Annotated in this window: 15 protein-coding genes; 11 read left to right on the forward strand and 4 right to left on the reverse strand. The window is 62.4% G+C overall.

Annotation, left to right across the window (positions count from 1 at the left end):
- Positions 1-18 precede the first annotated feature (18 nt).
- Positions 19-1206, reverse strand: a complete 1188-nt coding sequence (gene metK / locus P3T22_RS16530) for a methionine adenosyltransferase (RefSeq protein WP_063494494.1) — start codon at positions 1204-1206, stop codon at positions 19-21.
- 277 nt (positions 1207-1483) lie between these two features.
- On the opposite strand from metK, the gene P3T22_RS16535 reads away from it, so the two are divergent.
- From P3T22_RS16535 to hslU, 9 genes are all read left to right on the forward strand, one after another.
- The gene (locus tag P3T22_RS16535; RefSeq protein ID WP_063494493.1) at positions 1484-2368 is read left to right on the forward strand and encodes a lipid A biosynthesis lauroyl acyltransferase; all 885 of its coding nucleotides are present in this window, start codon (positions 1484-1486) and stop codon (positions 2366-2368) included.
- 105 nt (positions 2369-2473) lie between these two features.
- Entirely contained in the window at positions 2474-3337 is an 864-nt protein-coding gene (gene dapF / locus P3T22_RS16540; RefSeq protein WP_429325487.1) for a diaminopimelate epimerase, read from the forward strand.
- Between the two features lie 196 nt (positions 3338-3533).
- Complete coding sequence (locus P3T22_RS16545; protein WP_429325488.1) at positions 3534-4253, forward strand: DUF484 family protein; 720 nt, start codon at positions 3534-3536, stop codon at positions 4251-4253.
- A gap of 33 nt (positions 4254-4286) precedes the next feature.
- Positions 4287-5210 carry a tyrosine recombinase XerC gene (gene xerC / locus P3T22_RS16550; RefSeq protein ID WP_429325489.1) on the forward strand — a complete coding sequence of 308 codons (924 nt, stop codon included), beginning with the start codon at positions 4287-4289 and terminating at the stop codon, positions 5208-5210.
- A gap of 110 nt (positions 5211-5320) precedes the next feature.
- Complete coding sequence (locus tag P3T22_RS16555; protein ID WP_429325490.1) at positions 5321-6523, forward strand: class I SAM-dependent rRNA methyltransferase; 1203 nt, start codon at positions 5321-5323, stop codon at positions 6521-6523.
- Between the two features lie 281 nt (positions 6524-6804).
- Positions 6805-7908, forward strand: a complete 1104-nt coding sequence (locus P3T22_RS16560) for a CobW family GTP-binding protein (RefSeq protein WP_063494488.1) — start codon at positions 6805-6807, stop codon at positions 7906-7908.
- A gap of 655 nt (positions 7909-8563) precedes the next feature.
- On the forward strand, positions 8564-8983 hold the full coding sequence (gene dksA, locus P3T22_RS16565) for an RNA polymerase-binding protein DksA (protein WP_012431412.1): 420 nt from the start codon (positions 8564-8566) through the stop codon (positions 8981-8983).
- A 308-nt stretch (positions 8984-9291) separates the two neighbouring features.
- A complete protein-coding gene (gene hslV, locus P3T22_RS16570; protein WP_028197737.1) occupies positions 9292-9828 on the forward strand; it encodes an ATP-dependent protease subunit HslV in 537 nt (178 codons plus the stop codon).
- A gap of 9 nt (positions 9829-9837) precedes the next feature.
- A complete protein-coding gene (gene hslU, locus P3T22_RS16575; protein WP_429325491.1) occupies positions 9838-11184 on the forward strand; it encodes an ATP-dependent protease ATPase subunit HslU in 1347 nt (448 codons plus the stop codon).
- 148 nt (positions 11185-11332) lie between these two features.
- Here the strand turns inward: hslU and P3T22_RS16580 are convergent, their stop codons facing one another.
- Positions 11333-11875, reverse strand: a complete 543-nt coding sequence (locus P3T22_RS16580) for a response regulator transcription factor (protein ID WP_063494486.1) — start codon at positions 11873-11875, stop codon at positions 11333-11335.
- Positions 11872-13182: an ATP-binding protein gene (locus P3T22_RS16585; protein WP_063494485.1), complete on the reverse strand. Its 1311-nt coding sequence runs from the start codon at positions 13180-13182 to the stop codon at positions 11872-11874. The genes P3T22_RS16580 and P3T22_RS16585 overlap by 4 nt, the downstream gene beginning before the upstream one ends.
- Positions 13183-13313: 131 nt before the next feature.
- On the opposite strand from P3T22_RS16585, the gene P3T22_RS16590 reads away from it, so the two are divergent.
- Positions 13314-14951: a tetratricopeptide repeat protein gene (locus tag P3T22_RS16590; RefSeq protein WP_429325492.1), complete on the forward strand. Its 1638-nt coding sequence runs from the start codon at positions 13314-13316 to the stop codon at positions 14949-14951.
- A gap of 43 nt (positions 14952-14994) precedes the next feature.
- On the opposite strand, the gene P3T22_RS16595 is transcribed toward P3T22_RS16590, so the two are convergent.
- Entirely contained in the window at positions 14995-15219 is a 225-nt protein-coding gene (locus P3T22_RS16595) for a cysteine-rich CWC family protein (RefSeq protein ID WP_082854895.1), read from the reverse strand.
- A 274-nt stretch (positions 15220-15493) separates the two neighbouring features.
- On the opposite strand from P3T22_RS16595, the gene argB reads away from it, so the two are divergent.
- Positions 15494-16393 carry an acetylglutamate kinase gene (gene argB, locus P3T22_RS16600; RefSeq protein ID WP_063494482.1) on the forward strand — a complete coding sequence of 300 codons (900 nt, stop codon included), beginning with the start codon at positions 15494-15496 and terminating at the stop codon, positions 16391-16393.
- The last annotated feature ends 96 nt before the right edge of the window (positions 16394-16489 follow it).

The raw sequence follows: 16489 nt of genomic DNA on the forward strand, positions 1-16489 counted from the left end.
GGACCGCGCGCCTGTTTATCAGGCGATCGCAGCGACCGGTTCGGTGCCGGCTGCTTCGGCGAGCGCCATAGCCCTGTCCGTGGCTTCCCACGTGAATTCCGGCTCTTCGCGGCCGAAGTGACCGTAGGCCGCGCTCTTCTCGTAGATCGGGCGCAGCAGGTCGAGCATCTGGATGATGCCCTTCGGACGCAGGTCGAAATGCTCCAGCACAAGCTTCGTGATCGTCGCATCCGACACACGGCCCGTGCCGAACGTGTTGACCATCACCGAAGTCGGCTGGGCAACGCCGATCGCGTACGACACCTGAATCAGGCAGCGCGACGCCAAACCAGCAGCCACGATGTTCTTCGCGACATAACGGCCGGCATAAGCTGCCGAACGGTCGACCTTCGACGGATCCTTGCCCGAGAACGCGCCGCCGCCGTGCGGCGCTGCGCCGCCGTACGTATCGACGATGATCTTGCGGCCCGTCAGACCGCAATCGCCTTGCGGGCCGCCGATCACGAACCGGCCGGTCGGGTTCACCAGGAACTTGATGTTGCCCTTGATCAGGTCAGCCGGCAGCGTCGGCTTGATGACTTCTTCGATCACGGCTTCGCGCAGCGTGTCCAGGTCGATGTCCGGCGAATGCTGCGTGGACAGCACGACCGTGTCGATCGCGTGCGGCTTGCCGTCGACATAACGCACGGTGACCTGCGACTTCGCATCCGGGCGCAGCCACGGCAGACGGCCGTCGCGGCGCAGATTCGCCTGGCGCTCCACCAGACGGTGCGACAGGTGGATCGGCAGCGGCATCAATTCCGGCGTTTCTTCGCACGCGTAACCGAACATCAGGCCCTGGTCGCCGGCGCCTTGATCGAGGTTGTTGTCGTGCGCACGGTCCACACCCTGAGCGATGTCCGGCGATTGCTTGTCGTATGCCACCAGCACCGCGCAGCCGCGGTAATCGATGCCGTACTCAGTGTTGTCGTAGCCGATGCGCTTGATCGTGTTGCGTGCGACCTGGATGTAATCGACGTTCGCGGTCGTGGTGATTTCCCCGGCCAGCACGACGAGACCCGTGTTACACAGCGTTTCGGCTGCAACACGCGAGTACTTGTCCTGGGCCAGGATGGCATCGAGGATGGCGTCCGAAATCTGGTCCGCGACTTTGTCGGGATGGCCTTCGGAGACGGATTCGGAAGTGAAGAGATAGTCGTTTGCCACGTTGCGGACTCCTGTTGTGTGGTTACGGTTGAGTTTCACGTAGCCAACTTCGGGAGACCTGAAGCGGCGACGCTTTAGCGGATTACCTTACCGGCAGGGGCCTATCCTGTGGATCGCACCCGCCAGCTTCGCCCCGCAAGTTGTCTATTAACTCGGCGAAGCCCTTATTATAGCGATTTCCTTTGAATGTCACAGGGCGTCCACGAGTGCGGTATCACGTCAATTTCTCCGCTTTCCTGACAACAGCCTGGCAAGGCACCCCGCAGCGGGGTGCCTCATGCTGAGCCGCTATGGCGCGATGCTCGCAATCGGGCTGCTGAAATTGTTTGCACTGTTGCCGTATGGTTTCGTCGCCCGCGTGGGCGACGGACTCGGCTGGCTGCTGTACCAGATCCCGAGCCGGCGCAAGCGCATTGTTCATATCAATCTGAAACTGTGCTTCCCCGAATGGAATGACGAGCGCCGCGACGAAGTCGCCCAGAAGCACTTCCGGCATGCGATCCGCAGTTATGTCGAACGCAGCGTGCAATGGTTCGGCTCGGCGGAAAAGCTCGAAAAGCTGATCCAGCTCGACAGCGAAATCGACCTCACCGACCCGAATCTGCCGCCTACACTGTTCCTCGGCTTTCACTTCGTCGGTATCGAGGCGGGCTCGATCTTTCTGAATTACTCGCTCAAGCGCCAATGCGGCTCGCTGTATCAGCCGATGTCGAACCCGGAGCTCGAAGAAGTCGCCAAAGCGGCGCGCGCGCGCTTCGGCGCCGACATGGCGAGCCGTGCCGACAGTGCGCGCATCGTGCTGCGCTGGCTGCGCGACCGCAAGCCGGTGATGCTTGGCGCGGATATGGACTACGGCGCACGCAATTCGACATTCGCGCCGTTCTTCGGCGTGCCCGCCTGCACGCTGACCGCGGTCGGCCGTCTGGCCAAGGTCGGACATGCGCAGGTGGTGCCGTTCATCGGCGAGGTACTGCCGAACTACAAGGGTTATCGGCTGAAGGTGTTCAAGCCGTGGGAAAACTACCCCACCGGCGACGACGACGCCGACGCGCGCCGCATGAACATCTTCCTCGAAGAGCAGATTCCGTTGATCCCCGAGCAGTACTACTGGGTGCACAAGCGCTTCAAGACCCGGCCGCCGGGCGAGCCGAGCGTCTACTGACCGGCCGTCGAAAAAAGCGCCTGAACGAGGAAATGAAGCGGCAAACAAAGCAGCAAATAAAACGGCGTTCGGCCCGCCTGCAGGCGCGTCACTTACAATAGCGCGATGAAACTGAAATTCACCAAAATGCACGGCGCGGGTAACGACTTCGTCGTGCTCGACGGCTACACCCAACCGGTCAACCTGACGCCGGCGCAGGTGCGCGCGCTCGCGGACCGGCATTTCGGCGTCGGCGCCGACCAGTTGCTGCTGGTCGAGAAGCCCACCGTAGACGGCGTCGATTTCAGATACCGCATCTTCAATTGCGACGGCGGCGAGGTCGAGCACTGCGGCAACGGCGCGCGCTGCTTCGTCAAGTTCGTGCGCGACAGCGGCCTGACCGACAAGCGCAGCGTGCGCGTGCAGGTGCAGAACGGCACCATTCTGCTGACCATGCAGGAAAACGGCGAAGTGCTGGTCGACATGGGCGCGCCCGTGTTCGAACCGGAGCGCGTACCGTTCGCCACCAAAGGCCTCGAAGGCCACCGCGAGGGCACGGACACGCTCTGGCCGCTCGACGTGAACGGCGTGACGCGCTGGATTTCGGTGGTGTCCATGGGCAATCCGCACGCCGTGCAAGTGGTCGACGACGTCGAAGATTTTCCGGTACTCGTCGAAGGCCCGGTGATCGAACGGCATGCACGCTTTCCGCAACGGGTGAACGCGGGCTTCATGCAGATCGTCGGCCGTAGCGAGATCAAGCTGCGGGTCTACGAACGCGGCGCCGGTGAAACGCTGGCGTGCGGCACGGGCGCGTGTGCGGCAGTCGCTGCCGGCATTCGCCGCGGGCTGCTGGATGCGCCCGTGCTGGTGCACACGCACGGCGGCAAGCTGACCATCACGTGGGACAGCACGCAAGAAGGTGCGCCACTGCTCATGGCCGGCCCTGCGGCAACCGTCTTCGAAGGCGAGATCGAACTGGCCGACTGACCCGCGCCAGTGGAATACCCGATTCAGCGGCCGAGCGATCGGTCGAGGAAGTACCCGACACATGGCCTCGAACAGGCCGATGAAGTAGCCGATGAACAGCCCGATGGAGAACCAGAACGGCTCTTTCACCGGCCGACCGAACTCATGACCGATGCGCCGCCCGAAGGCGTCGTCCCGTAGTCCTTTAGCCGAAACCATGAACGATCGCGAAGTCGCCGAATATCTGCTCGCCAACCCCGAATTCTTCGCCGAACACGCGGAAATGCTCGCGACGATCCGGCTTGCGAACCCGCACGGCAAAGCCGCGGTGTCGCTGCAGGAACGGCAAATGGAAATGCTGCGCGACAAGAACAAGCATCTCGAACGGCGCCTGGCCGAGCTGCTGCGCTACGGTCACGAAAACGACAGCATTGCCTCGAAATTCAATCGCTGGACCATCCGCGTGATGGCCGAGCGCGATCCGTACGCGCTGCCGCGCACGATCTCCAACGGCTTGCGCGATATTTTCGATGTGCCGCAAGCCGCGCTGCGCGTATGGGACGTCTCCGAGCCGTATGCACAGGCCGAGTTCGCGCGCCATGTCGGCGAAGAAGTGCGAATCTTCGCGAACAGCCTCACCACGCCGTACTGTGGCGCGAACACCGGCTTCGAAGCAGCGCAGTGGCTGGCGCCGGCGGTGTCGGCGGTGAGCGACGGCGCGTCAGCGGGCGGTGCGAGCGAGTCCGCACACGCTACCGAGTCGATTGCGCTGCTCGCGCTGCGCGACCCCGAAGGCAAGGAAGAAGAGCCCACCTTCGGCCTGCTGGTCATGGGTTCGGCTGACGCACGCCGCTTCCACGACGGCATGGCCACCGATTTCCTGACGCAAATCGGCGCGTTGGCCAGCGCAGCGCTGAGCCGTCTGCTGCCGCGCTAAGCCGCTGATCCGCCGATCCCGCCAAAGGCCATCGTGACCGACGCCGACCCGATCGCCGCCTATCTGTCGAATCTCGAACATGAGCGGCGACTATCGGCGCATACGCTGCGCGGCTACACCCACGAACTCGACGAGCTCAAGCTGCTGGCCAAAGGTCGGCCGCTTGAAAGCCTCACCGCTGTCGATATTCGCGGCGCGGTTTCGCGGGCGCATGCCGGCGGCCTGACGGCGCGCTCGATCAGTCATCGGCTGTCGTGCTGGCGGGCGTTCTACCGCTGGCTCGCGGGCCGCGTCGATCTGCCGGCCAACCCGGTCGCCACCGTGCGGGCGCCGAAACAGGCCAAATCACTGCCCAAAGCGCTTTCCGTCGACGACGCCACGCGCCTGATGGAGAGCCCGCCCGCCGCGACGCCCGAAGGTCTGCGCGACCACGCGATGCTCGAGCTGTTCTACTCGTCGGGCCTGCGTCTGGCCGAACTCGTCGGCCTCGACGTCCGTTTCGCCGACGCCGACGGCTACCGCTCCGCGGGCTGGCTCAAGCTCGACTCCGCCGAGGTCGAAGTGCTTGGCAAGGGCAACCGGCGTCGCATCGTGCCGGTCGGCAGCAAAGCTATCGACGCCTTGAACGCGTGGCTCGCGGTGCGCGAGCAGATGGTGAAGCACGATCCGCATCCGCTGTTTCTTTCGACGCGCGGCAATCGGCTGTCGCCGAATGTCGTGCGTGAGCGTGTGAAGCGCGCGGCGCTGGTCGCCGGCATTCCCGCCAACGTCCATCCGCACGTGCTGCGGCATTCGTTCGCCACGCACGTGCTGCAGTCGAGCGGCGATCTGCGGGCCGTGCAGGAGCTGCTCGGGCACGCCAGCATCACCGCCACCCAGGTCTACACCGCGCTCGATTTCCAGCATCTTGCGCACGTCTACGATCAGGCGCATCCACGCGCCAAAAAACGCGACTGATTCCGCTCTTTGCTTTTTGTTTTGCTTTTTGCGGCTTGCGGTCTGAACCTTCGCTTCACCTGCCGTGTGCCTCTTTGTCCACGCGGCCTACTGCTCCTGCTGACACCCTGATGAATACCGTTACGCTCAAACCGTCGAAAGAAAAATCGCTGCTGCGCCGCCATCCGTGGGTCTATGCCAACGCGATCGATCGCGTCGACGGCAATCCCGCTCCCGGAGCGACCGTGCTGGTGCGCGCGCACGACGGCCGCTTCCTCGCGCGTGCAGCCTACAGCCCGCATTCGCAGATTCGCGCCCGCGTGTGGAGCTTCGACGAAGCCGAACCGATCGATCATGCATTCTTCAAGCGCCGCGTGCAGCGCGCGCTCGCGCATCGTCAAACGATGGTGCACAACACGGGTGCCGTACGGCTGATTTTCGGCGAAGCGGACGGCCTGCCCGGCCTGATCGTCGATCATTACGTGGCCGAAGACGAAGGCCAGCGCAGCCAGCTGGTGTGCCAGTTCATGGCGACCGGCGTCGAAGCATGGAAGGAAGCGATCGTCGCCGCACTGACCGACGCAACCGGCTGCCCGAACGTCTACGAGCGCTCGGACGTGTCGATCCGCCAGAAGGAAGGGCTTGAGCCGATCACCGGCGTGCTGGCGGGTGAAGCTCCGTCGGAAGCGCTGATTGCGAGCGAAAACGGCGTGCGTTACCACGTCGACGTGCGCAACGGCCACAAGACAGGCTTCTATGTCGACCAACGCGACAACCGCCTGCTGGTGCAGGAACTTGCGAAAGATCGCGACGTGCTGAACTGCTTCTGCTACACCGGCGGTTTTTCGCTGGCGGCATTGAAAGGCGGGGCGAAGCGCGTGGTATCGATCGATTCGTCGGGCGACGCGCTCGCGATCGCGCAACAGAACGTGGCCGCCAACGGTTTCGACGCCGAGCGCGCCACCTGGCTCGACGCCGACGCGTTTAAAACGCTGCGCCGCCTCTACGACGAAGGCGAGCGTTTCGACCTGATCGTGCTCGACCCGCCGAAATTCGCGCCCTCGCGCGAACACGTGGACCGCGCCTCGCGCGCCTATAAGGACATCAACCTGACCGGCCTGAAGCTGCTGCGCCCGGGCGGCCTGCTGTTCACCTATTCATGCTCCGGCGCGATCGACTCGGAGTTGTTCCAGAAGATCGTCTCCGGCGCGGCGGCCGATGCACGCGTCGATGCGCGGATTCTCAAGCGCCTTGGCGCCGGAGTCGACCACCCGTTGCTCACCGCATTCCCGGAAGGCGAATATCTGAAAGGCCTGCTGTTGCAAATTGCCTGATCGCCCATAGCTTCAGGGCTATTTCCCGAGTGCCGCGGAGGGGTTCGCCCCCGCCGTCAGCGCCGGCTTGACAGATATGTTTCAATATCCGCCTAGATCGGGCCGCGCGCCGTCAGGCTGCCGTGCCCGGCAAACCGGATTCGCAGACGCATTCGCTGCAGCTTGCGCGCTGCGCATTTCGCGCTGCAGATCCGGCGCTGCACATTTCGCGCTGCACATTTCGCGCTGTAAATTCGCGCAGTAAATTCGATTACGCACAGACTCACGTAAAGGCGACCAACATGATCCCAGTCACCATCCTGACCGGCTTTCTCGGCAGCGGCAAAACCACCCTGCTCAAGCGCATCCTGAACGAAAAGCACGGCATGAAGATCGCCGTGATCGAGAACGAGTTCGGCGAAGAGAACATCGATAACGAAATCCTCGTGCAGGACACCAGCGAGCAGATCATCCAGATGAGCAACGGCTGCATCTGCTGCACGATCCGCGGCGACCTGTCGCGCGTGCTGGGCGATCTGGCGGCGAAGAAGCAGTCCGGCGAACTGGATTTCGACCGGGTCGTGATCGAAACCACCGGTCTCGCCAATCCAGGCCCGGTCGCGCAGACGTTCTTCATGGACGACCAGATCGCCAACGAATTCCTGCTCGACGCAATCATCACGCTGGTCGACGCGAAGCACGCGAACCATCAACTGGACGAGCATGAAGTGGTGCAGCGCCAGGTCGGCTTCGCCGATCGCCTGTTCATCACCAAGGCCGACCTGGTCGATGAACAGCATGTGGACGATCTGCGCCATCGCCTGTTGCACATGAATCCGCGGGCGGCGATCAAGTTCGTCAATTTCGGCGAAGCGGACATCAAGGAAATCTTCGACTTGCGCGGCTTCAACCTCAATTCGAAGCTCGAAATCGACCCGGACTTCCTCGCTGAAGACGAACACGCGCACAGCCACGCTCACGCGCATGACGAGCACGGCCACACCCATGCCGACCACGACGGTCACGATCACGAAAACTGCGATCACGACCACGGCAAGTGCGACCACGAAGGCCACGACCACGCGCATCACCATCACGCGCACCACGACGACAAGATCAAATCGTTCGTCTACCGCAGTGACCGCCCGTTCGATCCGAACAAACTCGAGGACTTCCTTGGCGGCATTTTGCAGATCTATGGCGAGCGCCTGTTGCGCTATAAGGGCGTGCTGTATATGAAGGGCGTCGACCGCAAGGTGGTGTTCCAGGGCGTCCACCAGATGATGGGCAGCGACCTGGCCGCGAAATGGCAGCCGATCGAGAAGAAGACCAACAAGATGGTGTTCATCGGCATCGAACTGCCGCAAGACCTGATCACCGACGGCCTGGACGCCTGCCTGGCGTAAACGTCACACCTGTCGTGCCGCGCCGGTGGTACGGCACGCAGCGTGCCAGCGCACCGGAGCGCTCTAACGACGAGCGTACGCCCCGCAGGCGCCGGGTCAATCGTCTGCAGAATACGCAGGGGAGCGGCTGAAAGCCCGCTGAAATGTCGGTCGTGTGAAAAACACGTGAAAACCCTGCTGTATTCAACCGTGCACGACCATCGCTTTTTGATCGTGCGCGCGTTATATTTTCGGGATATCAATGCGCCGCCGGGGGATTTTCACTAGTTGCGGTGCTGGATTGTGATTCAGTTACAATACGTGCCCACTGGAGAATGATAACGAATTGCCCGGTCAGTGCGTATTCCGCGCCGGGCCTGAAACGGCGCCGGAAAATCTTATCCGGAAATCACGCCGACAATGCCGGCTGGCACAGCGCACAAGGCATGCTGCCGGCAAGCAATGCCTCAGGAACAATTGAGAATCGGTTTCCAGAGGAGTTCGGCCCCGCAATGGCGTAGGCGCGCCCGGCGCGTGGGCGCAAGGCGCTTCGGCGTCACCGACAGCCCATCGTCCGTGCCTGCTAGCGCTCAGCGTCCTCGTGGCGCCTTTGCGGGCAATACGAAATTGCGGGCACTATGTAAGAGTTTTGCCTCACATTGAAGAAGCAAGCCAGATGACGACGAAACGACTCTTGACTGAAGCCGAAATCCTGAAGATGAGCGACAAGGATTACATGAATGAGGATCAGCTCGCTTTCTTCAAGAACAAGCTCGAACAGCTGCAGGCGGACATTCTCCGCAATGCCGGCCAGACGACCGAGAACCTGCGCGAAACAGTAATCGTGCCGGACCCGGCCGACCGTGCAACGATCGAAGAAGAGCATGCGCTGGAACTGCGCACGCGCGACCGCGAACGCAAGCTGCTGAAGAAGGTGCAGCAATCGATCGCGCGCATCGATTCGGGCGATTACGGCTGGTGTGAAGAAACCGGCGAGCCGATCGGCATTCCGCGTCTGCTCGCGCGGCCCACGGCCACCCTGTCGCTCGAAGCACAGGAACGCCGCGAACTGCGCCAGAAGCTGTTCGGCGACTGAACGCCTGCGGCGCGGCTTCGGCTCCGCGCCCTTTTTAGCTGCTTCGTCAGAGGCGCACGGTGATCTGTGCGCCTTTTTTCTTTTGTGCGCCCTTCCGCACAGTCCTCCGCTCTGAATCCCGTGTTTTTGTCTTATGCCATTTGCCGGCTCTTGATATGACCGCGCACGCCCTAAAATAAGTCGAACATGCGTTGTACGAGCGCACGCCAACCGGTTGATCGTTTCAGCGTTGCGCGCCGTCCGCTTTCAGGATTCATGCGGTGGTGCTGCACCACCGTGTCCTACCCGTTTTGCAAAGAGGAACGCATATGGAGCAATTTCACGGCACGACGATCGTTTCCGTGCGCCGCGGCGACAAGGTCGCGCTTGGCGGCGACGGTCAGGTGACGCTGGGCAACATCGTCATGAAAGGCGGTGCGAAGAAAGTCCGGCGCATCTATAACGGCAAGGTGATGGTCGGCTTTGCCGGCGGCACGGCCGACGCCTTCTCGCTGCTCGACCGCTTCGAAGCGAAGCTGGAAAAACATCAGGGTAATCTGACCCGCGCCGCCGTCGAACTCGCCAAAGACTGGCGCACCGACCGCATGCTGCGCCGCCTCGAAGCGATGCTGATCGCCGCGGATGCCACCACCACCCTCGTCATTACCGGTAACGGCGACGTGCTGGATCCGGAAGGCGGTATCTGCGCGATCGGTTCGGGCGGCGCTTACGCGCAAGCCGCCGCGAAGGCGCTCGTTGACAATACCGAACTGTCGCCGCGCGAGATCGTGGAGAAGTCGCTGGAGATTGCCGGCGACATGTGCATCTATACGAACCATAACCGCGTCATCGAGACGATCGAGTAAGGACCCACGATGAGCACCATGACCCCTGCCGAGATCGTCTCGGAACTCGACAAACACATCATCGGCCAAGGCCGCGCGAAGAAAGCGGTTGCCGTGGCGCTGCGCAACCGTTGGCGCCGTCAGCAGGTTGAAGACCCGCTGCGTCAGGAAATCACGCCGAAGAACATTTTGATGATCGGACCGACCGGCGTCGGCAAAACCGAAATCGCGCGGCGTCTGGCGAAACTGGCCGACGCGCCGTTCATCAAGATCGAAGCCACCAAATTCACCGAAGTCGGCTACGTCGGCCGCGACGTCGACAGCATTGTGCGCGATCTGATGGAGATCTCAATCAAGCAGACGCGCGAAACGGAAATGCGCAAAGTACGGACCAAGGCGGAAGATCAGGCCGAAGACCGTATCCTCGACATCCTGCTGCCGAGCGCCCGGCCGGTTGGTTTCGGCGCGAGTTCGAGCGCCGTCGACACAGCGGACGAAGGGAGCACCACGCGTCAGACTTTCCGCAAGCGTCTGCGCGAAGGCCTGCTCGACGACAAGGAAATCGAACTCGACGTCGAACAGCCGCAAGTGGGCATGGACATCATGGGACCGCCGGGCATGGAAGACATGACTGAGCAGATCCGTTCGATGTTCGCGAACATCGGCGGCGGCAAGAAAACACGCCGCAAGCTGAAGGTGAAGGAAGCGCTCAAGGTCCTCACCGACGAAGAAGCCGGCAAGATGCTCAACGACGAAGAGGTGAAAGCCAAGGCGGTGCAGAACGTCGAGCAGAACGGTATTGTTTTCCTCGACGAAATCGACAAGATCGCGTCGCGTAGTGAAGCAGGCGGTGGTGAAGTGTCGCGTCAGGGCGTGCAGCGCGATCTGCTGCCGCTCGTCGAAGGCACCACGATCAACACCAAGTACGGCATGGTGAAGACCGACCACATTCTGTTCATCGCAAGTGGCGCGTTTCATCTGGCCAAGCCGAGCGATCTGATTCCGGAACTGCAAGGCCGCTTCCCGATTCGGGTCGAACTGGATTCGCTGTCGGTGGGCGATTTCGAATCGATCCTGGTGTCGACCGACGCGAGCCTCGTCAAGCAATACCAGGCACTGCTGGCTACTGAGGACGTGCACCTGGAATTCGCCGACGACGGCATTCGCCGTATGGCTGAAATCGCGTACTCGGTCAACGAGAAGACCGAAAACATCGGCGCGCGCCGTCTGTACACAGTGATCGAAAAACTGCTCGAAGACGTCTCGTTCGCAGCCGGCAATCACTCGGGCAAGACGGTGCAGATCGACGCGGCGTATGTCGATCGCGCGCTGAACGACGTGGCGGAAGACGAAGATCTGTCGCGTTACGTGCTGTGATGCCGACGCCGGCGCCGACGCTGATATCGCCTTAAAGCCGCGCGCCTCGCATGCAGCCAATCATGCGTGAGGCGTAAAAAAACGGGCCGTCTTGTGAAAGACGGCCCGTTTTGCTTGACGGCTCACAAGCGCGCGCAAGCCCCAGCGCTTACTGCTTGACCGGCCGCTTCGCCAGCTTGCGTTGCAGCGTTCGACGATGCATGTTCAACGCGCGCGCAGTGGCCGAAATATTGCCGCCGTGCTCCGCGAGCACGCGTTGAATATGCTCCCACTCCAGACGCGCAACCGACAACGGCATGGGATGCTCAATCGCCTCTTCAGCTTGCAGCGAACTCGCTTCGCTTTGCAGCGCCGACAAAATCGTCTCGACATTGGCGGGCTTCGCCAGGTAGTTATCGGCGCCGTCTTTCACCGCCTGCACCGCCGTGGCGATGCTGGCATAACCGGTCAACACCAGCATGCGCGCGTCAGGCTGCAAATCACGCAAGGGGGCCACGAGCGTAAGACCGGAATCGTTGCCGAGATGCAGGTCCACCGTGATCTGGTTGAACTTCTGCTGGTTCGCCAACTTGATCGCCTCATCCGCATTGTGCGCTTCGGCCACCGTATAACCGCGCCGCGTCAAACCACGGGCGAGGATGCCGGAGAACACTTCATCGTCGTCGATCACCAGAAAATTCATATCGCTCATGCCTGTTTCTCCGTGTTGGATGGCGTAGTGCCTTGACGGCCCGCACCTGATGATTTGCGCGCTGCAAGCGGCAGCCTCAACACTGCACGCGTGCCACGCGGCTTGATCTCGCTGACATCGGCCAGCTCGATCGATCCCTTCAGACGTGCCGCCGCTGAAAATGCCAGATACAGTCCCACGCCGTGCCCCCCCTGTGTGCTGTCGACCGGCATCGCGCCGAGCGACCCGCGCAACGCGGCAGGAATGCCAGGGCCCGCGTCAGATACCTCGAATACGATCTGGTCGCCGCGGGCGGTGAGCGTGCACGACAGCGTGACGTGATCGCGGCTCGCACGCGCGGCGTTGTCGAGCAGAATCGTCAGAATCTGACTGACGGCAACCGTATCGTCAAGACTGACGCCTGCGGGCGGCACACCGATCCGCTCGAACTTCACATGCGGATGACGCAAGCGCCATTGCTCGCCAAACGACCCGAGCCATTCGCTGACCGTTTGCCGGTTGGTCGCGGTCGTTGCACGGCTGCGCAACCGCGCAAGCGCCGAAGTACACAGCGTCATTTGCCGTTCGAGCAGTTCCAGATCGGCGCTGTACGGCGCGAGCCCCTTATCGGTTCGCGCGGCGTCGCGCAATTCTTCGGACAACATTGCAATTGTAGACAGCGGCGTGCCGATTTCGTGCGCGACAGTGGCGGCCTGCACGCCGAGCGCGACGGCGCGTTCGTCGTGAAGCAAGCGCTGCTGCGCGTCTCCGAGCGCTGCGTCACGTAGTCGCAGAGCGCGTGACATGCGCGCGACGAACCACGCAATCAGGCCGACGCTGACCATGAAGTTCACCCACATGCCGGCGCGAAAGTAGTCGAACAGGTTCGCCGGGTTGTCGAGATTGAGCGGTACGGAATCGAAGCCGAGCACGGCGTAGCAGGCCACGGCGAAAGCGGCGAGCCACGCCATCAGATGCCATGGCAACACGGCGGCGGCAATCGCGAGCGATGGCAGGTACAGCGAAACGAATGGGTTGGTGGTGCCGCCGGAGAGGAACAGCAGCGCCGACAACGCGCCGAGATCAACCCAGATCTGGCCGAACAGCTCCAGATTGGACTCGGGCCGCTGCTGCGAGACACGCCACCACGTGAGTCCGTTGAAGATCACTTCGAGCGCGATCACGAGCAACATGGCGGGCAACGGCAGATGCACGCCGAAGAAGGTCTGCACGAACGCGATCGTCACCAGCTGGCCGATGATGGCGAGGCTGCGCAGCCAGAACAGATGACCGAGGTTGACCCGGCCGGTGTTGGTTATACGATGCATGACTTAAGTTTACCTGTTCGGACTAGTCCGACTGACCTCGCTAACTCGCGCCGGTAACATGGAATTTTTGCGATAGCGCGTTGCCTAGGCCGATCACGCATCACCGGTTCTTGCGCCGCCCAAAACCATCCATGCTGCCTATCTCTGATAGCGAGACGCTCGCCTCGTCAGCTTTCCTGACTTTTCTGCGGCATGCCGCCGCAGCCCGACAAAACGGTACTGCAAAAGCGGAGGCCAGCTGGCTCGATGCCGCCGCGCAACACCACCCACTCGACGACGAGTCGATCGAATCGCTCTTTGCCACGCTGCTCGAGCAACATCGTCACAACGACGCGATCGAACTCGCCGCCATTATTGCCCAACTCGATCCCCGTCGCGCTCTTGCACACTTCCGTGTCGGCTACGCGCTGCAGATGGCAAACCGGCATGGCGAGGCAATCGCACCCTATCGCCGCGCTCTCGCCATCGATCCGGCCTTGCCGCAGTTGCGCAACAATCTCGCTGGCGCCCTCACACTCACTGGCGGCGATCTCAACGAGCAACTCGCTCTACTGGAAAGTGCAGTTCACGACGAACCCCGCAACGGCGACGCATGGACCAATCTCACTCAAGCAAGCCGCGTCAATTTAGATCTGCCGCGCGCGCTCGAAGCCGGTGCAAGCGCTGTGCAATGCGCGCCGGATAGTCCGCTGGCGCATAACAACTATGCGCTGGCGCTGCGTGAAGCGCAACGCTGGGACGAAGCCGAGCACGCCACAAGAACTGCCTGTGCATTAGCACCCAACGACGCAACCATGCGCTCCAATCTCAGCATGCTGCAGCTCATGCGTGGCGATTACGCGCACGGCTGGCAAACCCATGAAGCGCGCTGGGACGGCTCGTTTGAATTGGGCGGCAACCGCCCCGCCATGCCCGCGCCGACCTGGCAAGGCGAATCGCTCGCCGGCAAAACGCTGCTGGTGTGGGGGGAACAGGGCATGGGCGATGTCTTGCAGTTCAGCCGCTATGTCCCTCTGCTGGCCGCGCGTGTTCATCGCGAGGGCGGCCGCCTCGTCTGGAATTCATTTCCGCAAATGGGCGCGCTGCTCGCGCGCAGCCTCAGCGATCATGTGGACGGCTATTCAGCCGGTGGCCGCGTCGAATCTTTGCCGCCGTTTGATTACGAAATTCCGTTACTCAGCCTGCCTTTGATATTCGACACGCGCGAAGAGACCATCCCCGCTGCGATTCCGTACCTGCATGCGGACGCCACAGCCAGCAAGTCGTGGCGAAAGAGGCTTAGCGGAGAAACGAGGCTCAAAGTGGGACTGACATGGACCGGCAGCCTGGGCCATCAGCGCAATCCATTCCGGCGGGTCGGTTGGGAGCGCTACGCGGAACATTTCGGCGGCATGCACGACATGGCGTTCTATTCGCTGCAACCCGGTGCGGAAGCGGACGTCGCTGCCGCCCGAGCGGCGGGTCTGCCGATGTCGGACTACACCGCCGAATTCGCCGATTTCGACGACACTGCGGCGTTTGTCAGCGCGCTCGATCTCGTCATCACTGTTTGCACGTCCGTGGCGCATCTGAGCGGCGCACTCGGCCGGCGCACATGGGTGCTGCTCGACGTCAATCCGCATTGGGTCTGGCTGCTCGACCGGCCCGACAGCCCATGGTATCCGAGCGCGACGCTCTACCGGCAGCCACAGTTCGGTCAATGGGATCCAGCACTGGAGGCCGTTGCCCGCGATCTGGGTATGCTTGCGGCCCGGCACCACGCGGCGTAGGCCGGCAAGGCGGCCGCCAGAGCCGCACCGCGCCGCGCCGCGTTCAAGGCGAACCGGCTCCCTGCGCCGATTGCACGGCTCGCGCGATTTCTGCTGCGAGACATTCAGGACACAGACAGCGGCCCGATGGATCAAGCCTGTCTGCCGCCAAGGCCGGCATCTCGCGGCACCAGCAGTCGAACGGCACCCGGTGCATGGCGCAATCGAACGCCTGACCGCAGCGCGGACAAAGCGCGCTGCTTGCGGAGCGGGAAGTTGACGATTTCATGACGGGCCGGTGGTTTCACTTCAGCCTGGATCAGGAAATGATGCCACGACTGGCGCGCCGCCGTCGGTCGGCAATCGGCCGTTCGGCCAATTCTCGGGCAGTTCTGAACGGCGATAGGCTTGCTTGCCGGCCGTCGCTGCGAAAAGCCGCCCATTGCGCAGTGCGCAAAGCCGGCGCCGCCCGCCACCGGCGCCGCTATGGAAAACCCTGTTGCAGCGCGCCAGTCCTGTACAATTCGCCCTGTTTTAACTGTTCCGTGCCTGAGCCTGCCGCCATGTCCGAGATCCCTGACCTTTCGCAGATCGCGCCCACCCTGAAGGCTGAAATTCTGGCCGAGGCGCTGCCCTACATTCGCCAGTATCACGGTAAGACCGTGGTCATCAAATACGGCGGCAACGCCATGACCGAAGAGCGGCTGAAGCAAGGCTTCGCGCGCGACGTGATCCTGCTGAAGCTGGTCGGTATCAATCCGGTTATCGTGCACGGCGGCGGTCCGCAAATCGACCAGGCGCTGAAGAAAATCGGCAAGCAGGGCACATTCATTCAGGGCATGCGCGTCACCGACGAAGAGACGATGGAAGTCGTCGAATGGGTGCTCGGCGGCGAAGTGCAGCAGGACATCGTCACGCTGATCAACCATTTCGGCGGCCACGCGGTCGGTCTGACCGGCAAGGACGGCGGCCTGATCCACGCGCGCAAGATGCAGATGCCGGATCGCGACAATCCCGGCCAATACGTCGATATCGGTCAGGTGGGCGAAGTCGAGGCGATCAATCCCGCGGTCGTGAAAGCGCTGCAGGACGACGCGTTCATTCCGGTGATCTCGCCGATCGGCTTCGGCGAAGACGGCCTGTCGTACAACATTAACGCGGATCTGGTCGCGGGCAAACTGGCGGTCGTGCTGAACGCCGAAAAGCTCGTGATCATGACCAACATCCCGGGCGTGATGGATAAGGAAGGCAATCTTCTGACCGATCTGTCGGCACGCGAAATCGACGGCCTGTTCGCGGACGGCACGATCTCCGGCGGCATGCTGCCGAAAATCTCGTCGGCGCTGGATGCAGCGAAGAGCGGCGTGCGTTCGGTGCACATCATCGACGGCCGTATCGAGCACTCGGTGCTGCTCGAGATTCTCACCGAACAGCCGTTCGGCACGATGATCCGCTCGCATTGATTCCTGCCTCAAACCCGGCCCACGGGGTACGCCAGTACAGGCGTGCCAGGTGGGCCGTGCAGTTGCGCCGCCGCGGCGCTCAGTGGTACACAGCGT

It is taken from the genome of Paraburkholderia sp. GAS348 (assembly GCF_050434205.1).
In the GTDB taxonomy this organism is placed as follows: Bacteria; Pseudomonadota; Gammaproteobacteria; order Burkholderiales; family Burkholderiaceae; genus Paraburkholderia.

Bases quoted from the DNA above. Each gene is read 5' to 3' on its own strand.
- P3T22_RS16555 (WP_429325490.1), top strand. From the start codon at position 5,321: ATGAATACCGTTACGCTCAAACCGTCGAAAGAAAAATCGCTGCTGCGC.
- P3T22_RS16590 (WP_429325492.1), top strand. From the start codon at position 13,314: ATGCTGCCTATCTCTGATAGCGAGACGCTCGCCTCGTCAGCTTTCCTG.
- P3T22_RS16545 (WP_429325488.1), top strand. From the start codon at position 3,534: ATGAACGATCGCGAAGTCGCCGAATATCTGCTCGCCAACCCCGAATTC.
- P3T22_RS16560 (WP_063494488.1), top strand. From the start codon at position 6,805: ATGATCCCAGTCACCATCCTGACCGGCTTTCTCGGCAGCGGCAAAACC.
- hslU (WP_429325491.1), top strand. From the start codon at position 9,838: ATGAGCACCATGACCCCTGCCGAGATCGTCTCGGAACTCGACAAACAC.
- P3T22_RS16535 (WP_063494493.1), top strand. From the start codon at position 1,484: ATGCTGAGCCGCTATGGCGCGATGCTCGCAATCGGGCTGCTGAAATTG.
- dksA (WP_012431412.1), top strand. From the start codon at position 8,564: ATGACGACGAAACGACTCTTGACTGAAGCCGAAATCCTGAAGATGAGC.
- P3T22_RS16580 (WP_063494486.1), bottom strand. From the start codon at position 11,875: ATGAGCGATATGAATTTTCTGGTGATCGACGACGATGAAGTGTTCTCC.
- hslV (WP_028197737.1), top strand. From the start codon at position 9,292: ATGGAGCAATTTCACGGCACGACGATCGTTTCCGTGCGCCGCGGCGAC.
- P3T22_RS16585 (WP_063494485.1), bottom strand. From the start codon at position 13,182: ATGCATCGTATAACCAACACCGGCCGGGTCAACCTCGGTCATCTGTTC.
- argB (WP_063494482.1), top strand. From the start codon at position 15,494: ATGTCCGAGATCCCTGACCTTTCGCAGATCGCGCCCACCCTGAAGGCT.
- dapF (WP_429325487.1), top strand. From the start codon at position 2,474: ATGAAACTGAAATTCACCAAAATGCACGGCGCGGGTAACGACTTCGTC.
- P3T22_RS16595 (WP_082854895.1), bottom strand. From the start codon at position 15,219: ATGAAATCGTCAACTTCCCGCTCCGCAAGCAGCGCGCTTTGTCCGCGC.